The organism is Vibrio gelatinilyticus (genome assembly GCF_022836845.1).
GTDB lineage: Bacteria > Pseudomonadota > Gammaproteobacteria > Enterobacterales > Vibrionaceae > Vibrio > Vibrio gelatinilyticus.
Window position 1 is genome coordinate 121,480 of record NZ_JAJNNZ010000004.1, and the last position, 12,080, is coordinate 133,559.

Consider the following 12,080-nt stretch of genomic DNA (forward strand, 5'->3'; position numbering starts at 1 on the left):
TCCGATAAAAAGAAGGAAGAATGAACGCGCATGCTACACCCACTGTACTAAAAACCGCTGCTACTATTAGAAATTCATGAATGTTCACGATTTACTCCACTCAATACGTTTTGCATACTTTCTCAACGGCTTTGGCAAAGCGACTTTTTCATCTTTGCTGATAGATACGCTTTTTTCCAGAGAGAATTGAAAATTAAGGGAGGTGAGTAACTTTAAAATATTACTACCCTCAACCAACACCTTTTTTGATATAAACAGTTCATCAATAGCAACAGAGAAAACGTTGTTTAATGCTTGTTCTACTTCATAAATTCGTAATGTACTGAAAAATATAAGTATACGACCATCAACGCGACAGACAATATCGCCCGTCCTTTTTACTTGGCAAGACTTCATGCATTCCATTATCGAGAGAGATGAATACGGTGTCAGTTCAACCAGAGCAAATTCGATTTGTGAATACTGAACATGCTTAACGCACTCAACCACATTTTTTTTGAAGTCCTCTGGGTTTAACTCGCCACACAAGTGTAAAGGACTTTGATATTGAGCAAGTAATGCTTCAAAGGTATGCGTAGGGGATTGTATCTCGGTCTTATAAGCCAACACTATCTGATCGTTTAGGTAGCTTTCAGTGCGAGTTGCTTCGATGACACACTGAACCCCACAGGCAACGAGCATATGAAAGTCGTTATATCTAATGCAAGGGACCTTTTCTTTAATCAACACTTTTACATCCTTTCCATAGCGCTTTTTGATATCTAGTGCAGCACTAGAAGTGGACGGTATGTCACTAAAGCTATGACAGGTTAATACCACAACAGCTTTGGGCGTTGCGTCTAAGTGATCTAGTAGCTTACTTAGACTGTGTATGGGGTGGTACGCATGAGCTTCAACAAAAGCCTGTGATGCTGATTCGTCATCAATATAGGTTGGCAACACATGTACTTCATACTTTTGAGCATGTTCATTATGTGTGAGTTTAAATAGTTTATTTTGTAACTGAAGCGCACCTTTTTGATATGAACGCAGAAGGCAATGTAAGTCGTCATTTAGAAAAGTTAGGCACGCGATATAACTAACCGAAGTCATCGACTCTAATACATAGTTGGAAGTTTCATCAGTATGATCATTGCATATCAACACCAAGGAAATATCGCTGCGTAAGCGATCGACAATCTGCAAAAAGTGGCCAAGAGAATCATGGTGTAGTAGAGAAATATCTAAGACTACACAATTATGGATGTCAGGGTTGTCTGACAACCGTTTTAGATCAATTAAAAATTCACTCAATTCGAGCTTGTTCTTCGGCAGATAGATTTCCGAAAACATCGCGTTAATTCTCAACCTTATTGGGCAAGTTGTTTCTGAATTGCAATTGAGAAAATTAACTATGTCGTCCTTAGGGGCAGTTGACATAAGGCGAGAGAAGCTCTTGTCGAATAGAGGTAACTTGACGGAGTTCGCCAGAACCGTTTGTAAAACTCGCCATTCAGATAATAAGACAACTTGCCTAATCATACGCCTAATACTATGTGTTGTTGATAATTGATAAGTTTGATTGTATACTATACGCACAATTTCGAACAACGTTATATTGAACTAGGATGTGAAACACATTTAGTATGAGAAAAGACAAATCAGACATTGATCCTATATATAAGTCCTACAAAATATCTTCAAAGCAGTATAAAAATTTAGAAAAGAAAAATGAAACTAACGATGCTTATGAACGTTGGTCTATGCTAACTGTTAGAGTTACACATCAAACTCACACTCAAAGCCAAGTGGAATTACAAGAGATCAATTAATCAATGGCCATGCTAACGGTTCAAGGAGTTTGCACTGGAGTTGGTGCGACGACCGTTGCTGCCAATCTTGCAGTTGCTATCACTGCACAAGAACAAAGCACCCTAATCATAGAATGTGATTCAAAGAACCTAGTAAGTTCTTATTTAGGTAAATCAGAGTCTGATACTAAAGGGTGGGCAAGTTCTTTCAGCCAATCTGGTGACTGGAGAGAAGGGTTATTTGAAAGCCCTGAACAAGTTCATTTCTTGCCGTTTGGACAAGCCTTTCTTGAACCTGAAGTCGTGGAAAAGACGGTTGCCGATATTATTAGCCAGAGTATGAACCGTTATGAGCACATCATCGTTTTGCTAGATTCCAACTGTCACTACGATTCAATTGTCGATAAATCCGATCTAAATCTAAAAGTTGCGGTGCCAACGCCAAGTTGCATGACCTTACTGTTTCGACAATTAGACAATATTGATCCGGAGAATACACGAGTAATACTAAATCAATATCATCCCGAGTTTTCCATATCTAGAGATATCTCACTCGTGATGAAAGATGTACTAAAGGCTCGGCTGCTTTCTAGCAACGTGTATTTCGATATCGCGGTTCAGGAAGCGCAAGCAAACCTTAGCAACACTCTGCTATTAGCCTCTGAGTCGGCCGTAAACCGAGAATTCTCTCAACTGGTAGCAGTTATCTTATCTCAGATAGAACAGCGAAGCAGACAAAGGTAAACAATGGCTATAGTTCATTTGATTGTTTCAAGAGGGCTTTTTAGTTCTTTTTCTAATAGCATTCAAATTCCAGAGTTCGCGATTACTGGGCGTTTTGCTTTGCCTTTCTTTCTATTTCTCTGCGTAAAGTGTTTATCTCATCGCCCATTTGTACGAAAAGATTGGGAAAGACTATTTCCACAGATTGATTTCAATCACTTTCGGTTTACTGATAATTTTAAAATTATTATTCAGCTGATTTGGGTAATGTTTGTTGTTCAGTCTTTTCGATATAGTGACTGGCTCCTGGTACGGCAATGCCGATGGCTGTTCGATTTGTTTCGGTCTGTCTTTCTACGCTGCCGTCGACTTGTTCAGTTGGCGACTGACATAATTGATAATCACCTCAAAACAAAAGGCGATTCAGAAAAATTAATTCAAAACACCTTTGACATTGTTTTATACATAGTGCTTTTTTCGTTATGCATCTTATGTTTAACGGTGCCTTTTTCTATCGCTGCACAATTGGTATTTGTGTCCGTGCTTGCTCTTACTGCGACGTTGTTGCATGGCGTCAAGGGGCGCCTTCCAAATCTACTTCTAATCGTTTTATCTCTGATAGCGTCCTGTCGGTATATTTGGTGGCGTTATAGCTCGACGATCAATTGGGATAAGGATCTCGACCTCGTATTGGGCTTGATATTACTAACGGCTGAAACGTATTCTTGGATCGTTTTATTACTCAGTTACTTTCAAACGATTTGGCCTCTTAATAGACAACCAAAACAGCTGCCTAAAGATACTTCTAAGTGGCCTGAGATTGATCTTCTAATTCCTACCTATAATGAAGATTTAGACGTTGTTAGAGCAACCGTTTTTGCAGCAAAAACGGTTGATTGGCCTCAAGACAAGTTAAATATCTATATTCTCGACGATGGTAAGCGTGACGATTTCAAACATTTTGCGGAACAGGTAGGAGTCGGATATTTTCGACGCCCTACTAATGAACATGCAAAAGCGGGGAACCTGAATTACGCATTAGAGAGGACGTCAGGTGAGTTCGTAGCGATATTTGACTGTGACCATATTCCTACAAGAGCATTCTTTCAGGTCACTATGGGGGAATTTGTTTCAGATGACAAATTAGCGTTGGTGCAAACGCCTCATCATTTTTTCTCGCCAGATCCGTTTGAGAGAAATTTGTCCAAATTTCGAGAACTTCCCAATGAAGGAAATCTATTCTACGGATTGATCCAAGATGGTAATGATATGTGGGACGCAACTTTTTTCTGCGGGTCATGTGCAATCCTGCGTCGTCAGCCGTTAGAAGAGGTAGGCGGGGTGGCGGTGGAAACCGTCACCGAAGATGCCCACACGGCTCTTAAAATGCATCGCTTAGGATATCGAAGCGCATACTTAAAGGAGCCTATTTCAGCAGGCCTAGCCACTGATAGTTTGTCAGCACACATAGGACAAAGAATTCGTTGGGCGAGGGGAATGGCACAAATATTTCGCGTCGATAATCCTCTGTTTGGTTCGGGGCTAAAATGGCAACAAAGGCTTTGTTATTTGAATGGCATGATGCATTTTCTAAGTGGTATACCAAGGCTCATTTTTATGATCGCGCCTTTGGCCTTTTTGCTATTGGATGCCTACATAATATATGCCCCCGCTCTTGCGATTCTTATGTTCGTACTCCCTCATATTTTTCATGCTAATGTGGCCAACTCGAGAATACAGGGGAAATATCGACACTCTTTCTGGGGGGAGATCTATGAGACGGTTTTAGCCTGGTATATTGCGGTACCGACTACCATCGCATTATTTGCGCCTAACAAAGGAAATTTTAATGTGACTCAAAAAGGTGGGCTCATACAAAATGACTTTTTTGATTGGAATATAAGTAAGCCTATTATTATTTTACTTTGTCTTAATTTATTAGGCTTCGCGGTTGGAATACAACGCTTATTTGATACAGAATTTACTCAAACGACTACGGTATTGGTCAATATGGGCTGGACGATGTATAACCTCATTGTACTGGGTGTGGCCTTATCTGTTGCCGCAGAGGAAAAGCAAGTCAGGATTGCGCATCGTATTGATGTTGATTACCCCATCTCATTTACCACTCGGGATGGGCATCACTATACTGCAATACTAAAAGATTTTTCATTTTCAGGCTTAGGAATGAATATTTCGCCAAATATTGAACTTAATAATAATGAAACGATTAGAGTCGTGCTTGAGCGTTACGGTGTAGCAGAATCTTTTGAAGCGACAGTGATGTTCTCTTCACATGGGAAGGTCGGTGTGGCGTTGGAACCTATGACTATAGAAAAAGAAAAACGGTATATACAATGTACTTTTGCGCGCTCTGATACTTGGTCTAAGTGGCAAAAGAGTTATGCTGAAGATAAGCCTTTGGCTAGCTTGAAAAATTTGCTTATTGTAAGCGTTGAAGGATTTCGAAAGTTGGTCCAATTTGGACCTCGTCCTATCGAAATATTCTTCGACTCTTTCGTGAGTTCATTACGGTTAATCGTATCGTATCGTCCAAGGATGATAGGTTAGGAAATCATATTTATGCGAGTAAGAAAACTTATATCCCTCTGTGTTTTTAGCATTGTTAGCTTAGCGTGTGTGACAATGGCAATATCGGTACAGGCAGAAGAATCGATTATCGAATATAACTTTTCTCAATTGTCTGGAGATCGTTCCATTGCGATAAAAGGTAATGGGAGTTCTGCGTATATAGGTTTTGGTTCGAGACTTGATAAGGTGATTACTGATGGTACTCTGCATCTTGAATACCTACCATCACCATCTCTAGTGAATAACGTATCTCATATTCGAGTTTTTCTAAACGAAGAACTGATGGACGTTGTTTCACTAAAACGCGATACAATCTCTGAAGTTAAGACTAAAGATATCAAACTCGATGGCCGATTTTTTAAAAATTATAACCAGCTCAGATTTGAGTTAGCAGGAAAAATTGACGCTGAATGCAGCGATGCCTCTGACCCTGCACTTTGGTGGGAGCTACGATCTTCTAGCAAAATAATATTGAATGTTAAGTCTTTGGAAATTGCTAATGAGTTGAGCTTATTACCCTCACCATTTTTTGATAGTCGAGATTTTCGCAATGTATCTATACCTATCGTTATTCCGCATGGTCTCTCCCTAAAAGGCATGCATGCTGCTGGTACTGTCGCCTCATTTTTTTCAAGTGGAGCAGAGTGGAGAACGGTAGAATTTCAGGTATCTCGTGATGCATTGCCAAACAGCAGCAGCCTGGTACTAGCAACAAATGAGCATAGACCTCAATTTTTAAAAGACTTGCCTTATATTGATCAACCTACAGTGCAAATGGTGAGTCATCCGCTAGACAGTACGAAAAAGTTGCTGTTGATCATGGGCGAGGATGAAGAACAGTTAAAGCAAGCTGCTATTGGGTTGGCTGAAGGTTCGCAGCTTATGTCTGGTGAGATTGCCTACATAAAACAAGTTAAACGTCTTACCGAAAGAGAACCGTACGATGCACCAAACTGGCTGCCAACCAATCGTGCCGTCAGATTTTCGGAACTGATTGAAGGCCAATACCAACTTCAATCTGAGGGTGTTAGCTTGGTACCGATTGAGGTTAATTTTACACTACCACCAAGTTTGTTTACTTGGAACGCTAACAGCATTCCTATGAAGTTGAATTTCCGCCATTCGCCACCGGAAGAGGAGACTAATTCTTCTAGACTCAACGTATCCATTAATGACCAGTTTATTCGAGCGTTTCCCCTTGATTCGGAGACGGCAGCCTCAACACAAGATATCTGGCGACTTCCTTTTTGGGGGGCAGACTCATCTGGCCGCAGCGGTATGGTCGACATACCGGGCTTCAAGACATCGGTAGACAATAAACTGAGTTTTGAATTTCAAGTTGCAGAGTCGTCTACTGGTGTGTGTCGTGGTACGCAACCCATTAAAAAGTATGCAGTTATCGATGGAAACTCCCAAATCGATTTTACGGGTTACCCTCACTATATACGAATGCCTAATAACCAAGTATTTGCAACATCAGGCTTTCCATTTTCCAAAATGGCGGATCTTTCTGAAACAGCGATAATTGTTAATCCAAACACTTCGATTAAAGAGATCGAGCTATATTTAAGCACCGTGGGGTTTATCTCACGCAAAACTGGTCTTCCGGCTTATCAATTTACCTTGCACGATACATGGGATGAAACTGAGTTAACTAACAAAGACATCCTCGTATTAGGCAATAAAGTGGGTAATAAATATAGGGAACAAGACACCTCTCTAGGGGCGGTCTATTCATCACAAGATGGTAGAACACTTGAAGCTGGTGACCCATTTACTAAAACGGATACTAGTGGATTCGCAAAGTTGAAAGGAAATAGGCCAAGTATAGAGACGAGTATCGCCGCCCGAGGTCCGTTTGCTTTTATTGCTAGCTTTGAATCTCCAGTCTCAAGCCACAGGACCGTGACCGTTTTGTCTACTAGAGATGACTATTCAGTCCCTTTACTTCTCAATGCATTGAATGAACGAACACAATCTATTTTTGGAAGCCTTGCAATTGTTTCTGGAACAGAAGTCACGAGTTATCAATTTGGTGATTACTATTATTTAGGCGAGTTACCCGTATATGAATTGGTGTGGTACCACTTTGCGGAGCGACCAATGTTAATGGTGGCTATCGCGATTCTAATTGTGGTGGTATTGACGATGATAGCGTGGAGAACCTTATCTCGTTATGCGAAGAAACGCGTTTCACAAGGAAATTAGTATGAGAACTCTGATATTTTTTCTAACGTCGCTTTCTTTTTGTAGTCACGCTCAGGAAAAAGCATGCTCGTGGGAAGATTGGGAGCAGTTTAAATCGTCTTATGTGATTGATGATGGGCGCGTGGTTGATGGTTCAGATGAAAGATCGATCACTACGTCAGAAGGTCAATCCTATGCTTTGTTTTTTGCGCTTATAGCAAATGATAAAAATAGTTTTGATGAACTCTACGGTTGGACACAAAGCTATTTGGCAAAAGGTGACCTGACGGGTCACTTACCCGCCTGGTTGTGGGGGAATCACGATCAGAAAGCAATCGTTCTAGACGATAATTCAGCATCAGACTCTGATCTTTGGATCGCGTATACATTAATTGAAGCTGGCCGTCTTTGGGACGATACGTATTACAGTAACGTCGGCTATTTTCTTGCGATGCGGATTATGAGAGAAGAAACGATCTCTTATCCTGAGGGAAAGCGACAATTACTCCCTGCACCTTATGGATTCGTGTTTGAGGATGGTTCGTCCAAGTTGAATCCGAGTTACCTTCCGTTATTCATTTTACGTCGTTTCAGCACCGGATTTACCGATGTTCGTTGGACCGAATTGCAAAACAGTTCTGTTGAATTGTTATCAATGACCCAGAACAAAGGCTTTAGTCCAGATTGGGTCAAGTACGATGGGGAATCCGTAGACTATGACAAAACAGTCACGGCAATAGGTAGCTACAACGCTATTCGTACCTATCTTTGGGCTGGTATGCTTCACCCAGAAGACCCCAATTTTTCTATTTTAATTAAATCATTACAGCCAATGCTTGAGGCAACTAAAAACAATAGAAATATTGCACCATTAACCGTTGACACGAGTAATGGCGAATATTCAGGTAATGGTCCTATTGGTTTTTCGGCTTCACTAATTCCACTAGCTGTCGCTTCTGGTGAAAGAGAGCTTGCTGAGGCGTTGTATAAAAATGTACAAAGCGAGTTAAGAATCAACACACAAGATCACTATTATAATAATGTTCTTTCGTTGTTCGCTAAAGGGTGGTTTGAAGATAGGTATAAGTTTTCGCCAGATGGAAAACTTGTTCCGAAATGGAAGCAAGAGCAATGCCAGTAATAAAGTGGAATAAACGGGCGTTATTACTAAGCGTCATGAGTTCTATTTTAGTAATATCATTTCAATCGATTGCGTATGATGATGCACCCATTTATGTGTCTGCTGAGTCTTGGTTTGACACTCAAATAGTCATTGGCGAGCTGAAAAAAGACGAAACATTAGTGCTTTCAGCGATCGAGCGATGGTTGGCGATCGATCCCACAAGTGCTCATGCAAAAGCAGCGCTTGGGCGCCTTTCTATTCGTAATAACGATAATGAAGAAGTCGATGAAATTATTGCAGAGTTAACGGCTTCAGGAAATGCTCGGGAAGCTAAAAAACTTTCCCTTTATCGAGCCATACGAACCAGTAAAATTGAGCAATATAATCAGGTCCGATTATTGCACTTGGGAGGGCAATCCCAAAAAGCCCTCAATCTATATTCCAAGTTGTTTGATAATGTTTTACCTAGTATTGAATATCAGCTTGAATATTTGAAACTCAAATCAGCGATAAGTGAGTTGCAAAGCGAAACATTGAATGAGTACCGACAACTCGATAGGCAATATCCCAATGTCGCATATATACGAATTGAATTGGCGAAGCACCTCGGTCGATATGGGAATACCGAGGAAGCTATTGATATTTACAAATCGCTGTCGAACGATAGAGATTTTGGCGTTTACGCGAGTACTTCGTGGCTAAACGAGCTTTTCAGTTCACCAATGTCTGATGATTGGCTCGCTACTTTTAAAAGCGTGGCCGATCAACACCCCGAAAACTTGGGAATTCAGCAGCAATATGAAACGGCCAAACGCAATTGGGAGAGAGAGAAGACTCTTAGAAAAGATCCTTTGTATCGCCAAAAACTACGTGTTTTTGAAGGTATTCGTGCTGGGGTATATACTGATTCGGGTTACTTGACTCTAAAACGAGCGAATAAAAAATGGAGAGATGACCCCGAAATATTAACGGCAATGTCACGCTATGAGTACCAATACAAAAATTACAACGAATCCCTTGCTCTACTATATCAAGCTCAGAAATTGGATGATAATCCCGATCTTGATTCTTATTATTCATCGTTAATTCGGTCAGTAGAGTTTTGGCAACTGCTCGACAAAGCAAGATTTTATCAATCTAACCAACAATATAAGCAAGCAAGTACAGCGGCTAAAGCAGCAATAAACATTGATCCATCGATTGCGCTCTCTTATGTCATCTTAGGTCAAAATGAATTAAGCCGTGGCCTGAAAGCAGTTGCTCATCGCTATGCCAAGCAAGCTATAGAATTAGAACCATTGAATCGTTCCGCTATTCTAGTTTGGGTTGATTCTCACCCGTCAAATGTCAGTAATCAATCACTACTTGCGGCAATGAACTTACTCAATAGTGAGCAAAAAAAAGTAATTAAAGTTGAGTTAAATCGTTTACGTCATCAAGTGGTGATCGATACGCTAACAAGCAAGAGCAGATTGTCGGAACAATCTTTACAAAACAATAGTTCTAAAAACCAACTTTTAAGGGTGGTTGTAGCGAGTAATGATGACTTCCCTTGGCTTAAAAAAGAACTGGCTGAGCAATTTCAGCGTCTCAATTTGCCATTAATAGGCGATGACATTATGGCTCGATCCTATCAAGAGCACCCTACCGGAGAAACATTGCATGCGTATCTTCTATATCTATCAGGACTGAAACGATGGAGCGAAGCATATTCGTTATTACCAGACACCTACAGCAATGACGTTCTATCTAGTTCAGAAATAGCGACTTATGGCCGAGTGGAGTTGGGTTATCACAAGCAGCACATTGACTCAAAGAGCATGTCGAAAAACGAGCTTAGCTCATACATAACACAAGTAGAAAACCGAAATAGAGCCGTTGCGATAGTGTTGTGGGAAGAATACGGTTTTTCCAAGGAAGCAAAAGCCTTAATCGAAAGTGTTAAACCTCGACTCTTGACTACTTCAGAACTCAGCGCCTTTTCAATTGTTGCCTATGAGCTTAATGAAGCTAATTTACACCATGGCATTTATGAAGAGGCTCAAAGAAGACAGAGTGTAAGCATTGAGATGGAAGGTCAGCATCGACTCTTCCTTGCCGAAAATAATATGGCTGAGGGACGCATCGGATCTGCCGGAGATATCTATTTAGACTTGTTGTCACGATCCTATACCGTACCACATGACAATCTATTGGAATTGGTTGACAAAGAACCTGCGTATGCGGCTCAAATTCTTGACACTATGTCAGCTCGTATCAACGAAGCGAGTGACCAGGAATTTGTGAGTGCTTTGCTATTGGCAATCGATACTAAACAGCAAGAGTACATAAATATATATAATAATCACTTGCTAATGAGACCAAATTTAACGTCATTTGATTATTGGCTACTGCAAGATCAGGCAAAAGAGAGCGATGATATTGGATTGGTAAAACAGTACGCAGAGCGTAGTCTTTTGCTCGATGATAAAGAGCGAAACGCTTTATCATCGACGAGGTCTCTGCAACAAGCTTATAGAAATGCCGATGACCACTGGATGACGAATAGTTTGGTATCAACGTTGGATTCGTTAAGAGATCGTCAGCAGTCGCATTTCCTTGTCGGTTCGGAGTTCAATAATGTCCCAGGCGGTTCCAAATACCTTACCATCCCTGTTGAACTGAAATTAGCAATGCCTGACTATGACGGACATTTAACACTTCGTGCTGATACTGTTTATTTAGATGGGGGGAATCAAACGTATTATGGAACTGATGATGAGATACCTCAGACCAGACTTGGTCAAGCATTCTCAGTAGGTTGGGAGGCTTATAATTGGAAAGTTGATTTAGGGACTACTCCAGTAGGCTTTGTGTATACTGATTGGGTTGGAGGGGTAGAGGGAACCGTTGAATTTGGTGATATATCCATGCGAGGTAATATATCAAAGCGGCCTCTTACTTCGAGCCTAGTGTCATATTCCGGGGTGGAACATTATTCTGAGAGTGATCAAAGCATAGACTTTGGTGGTGTGATGAAAACGGGTGGTACAGTTAGCGCATCATGGAACGATGGACGTCCATTCGGTGTATGGGGGTATTTAGAGCATCATCTATTGGAAGGTACTAATGTTGAAGACAATACAAGAACCTCCTTTATGACGGGCAGTTACTACAATTTTGTGAGCAACAATGATGAATCCTTTTCTGTTGGGGGTTCGCTGTTTTATATGGGATATGAAAAGAATTTGAGCGAAGTGGTTATTGGCCATGGTAACTACTATAGCCCACAGTCCTACTACTCAATTACTGCGCCCGTAACGTATTTTAAACGAATGGATTACGATTGGACTGTTGGTGTTAGGGGAACCTTATCCTTTTCAAGCGCAAAACTTGATGCGCCATATCTGATTAACGGGGCAAATTCGTCACAAACCAGAGGTTTTAGTTCTGGTTTACAAGCTTACACAGAATACAATCTGAATGAACACTGGACTGTCGTGGGTTATCTATCTCAACAATTTTCAAGCGAGTACAAACCAAGTGTTCTTAGTGTATTTCTAAAGTACAACTTTGATGCGAATTGGCAAAGGGCTAGGCTGCAACCCGATCCACTGAGGCTTTATTCAGACTATTACTAGATGATAGACCGATACAATATAGTGATTTAATTACCGATAAATGAG

At 40.8% G+C, this 12,080-nt stretch carries 6 protein-coding genes; 5 read left to right on the top strand and 1 reads right to left on the bottom strand.

The window, feature by feature from the left end; translation table 11 throughout:
• Positions 1 to 84 precede the first annotated feature (84 nt).
• Positions 85 to 1,332, bottom strand: a complete 1,248-nt coding sequence (locus LNL84_RS06695) for a BcsE family c-di-GMP-binding protein (protein WP_244356129.1) — start codon at positions 1,330 to 1,332, stop codon at positions 85 to 87.
• 482 nt (positions 1,333 to 1,814) lie between these two features.
• On the opposite strand from LNL84_RS06695, the gene LNL84_RS06700 reads away from it, so the two are divergent.
• The 5 genes from LNL84_RS06700 to LNL84_RS06720 all read left to right on the top strand — a co-directional run bounded on the left by LNL84_RS06700 (position 1,815) and on the right by LNL84_RS06720 (position 12,035).
• Positions 1,815 to 2,534, top strand: coding sequence for a cellulose synthase operon protein YhjQ/BcsQ (locus tag LNL84_RS06700; protein ID WP_244356131.1), 720 nt, complete (start codon positions 1,815 to 1,817; stop codon positions 2,532 to 2,534).
• A gap of 3 nt (positions 2,535 to 2,537) precedes the next feature.
• Positions 2,538 to 5,084, top strand: coding sequence for a UDP-forming cellulose synthase catalytic subunit (gene bcsA / locus LNL84_RS06705; protein WP_244356133.1), 2,547 nt, complete (start codon positions 2,538 to 2,540; stop codon positions 5,082 to 5,084).
• Positions 5,085 to 5,159: 75 nt separating this feature from the next.
• A complete protein-coding gene (bcsB, locus tag LNL84_RS06710) occupies positions 5,160 to 7,313 on the top strand; it encodes a cellulose biosynthesis cyclic di-GMP-binding regulatory protein BcsB (RefSeq protein WP_244356135.1) in 2,154 nt (717 codons plus the stop codon).
• Between the two features lies 1 nt (position 7,314).
• Positions 7,315 to 8,433 (top strand): cellulose synthase complex periplasmic endoglucanase BcsZ, encoded by a 1,119-nt coding sequence (bcsZ, locus tag LNL84_RS06715; RefSeq protein ID WP_244356137.1) that lies wholly within the window; start codon positions 7,315 to 7,317, stop codon positions 8,431 to 8,433.
• A complete protein-coding gene (locus LNL84_RS06720; protein WP_244356140.1) occupies positions 8,424 to 12,035 on the top strand; it encodes a cellulose synthase subunit BcsC-related outer membrane protein in 3,612 nt (1,203 codons plus the stop codon). Before bcsZ ends, LNL84_RS06720 begins: the two co-directional genes overlap by 10 nt.
• Positions 12,036 to 12,080 lie beyond the last annotated feature (45 nt).

What these genes read in the sequence shown, in the direction of transcription:
- LNL84_RS06720 (WP_244356140.1), top strand. Translation starts at nt 8,424, where the DNA reads ATGCCAGTAATAAAGTGGAATAAACGGGCGTTATTACTAAGCGTCATG.
- LNL84_RS06695 (WP_244356129.1), bottom strand. Translation starts at nt 1,332, where the DNA reads ATGTTTTCGGAAATCTATCTGCCGAAGAACAAGCTCGAATTGAGTGAA.
- LNL84_RS06700 (WP_244356131.1), top strand. Translation starts at nt 1,815, where the DNA reads ATGGCCATGCTAACGGTTCAAGGAGTTTGCACTGGAGTTGGTGCGACG.
- bcsB (WP_244356135.1), top strand. Translation starts at nt 5,160, where the DNA reads ATGGCAATATCGGTACAGGCAGAAGAATCGATTATCGAATATAACTTT.
- bcsA (WP_244356133.1), top strand. Translation starts at nt 2,538, where the DNA reads ATGGCTATAGTTCATTTGATTGTTTCAAGAGGGCTTTTTAGTTCTTTT.
- bcsZ (WP_244356137.1), top strand. Translation starts at nt 7,315, where the DNA reads ATGAGAACTCTGATATTTTTTCTAACGTCGCTTTCTTTTTGTAGTCAC.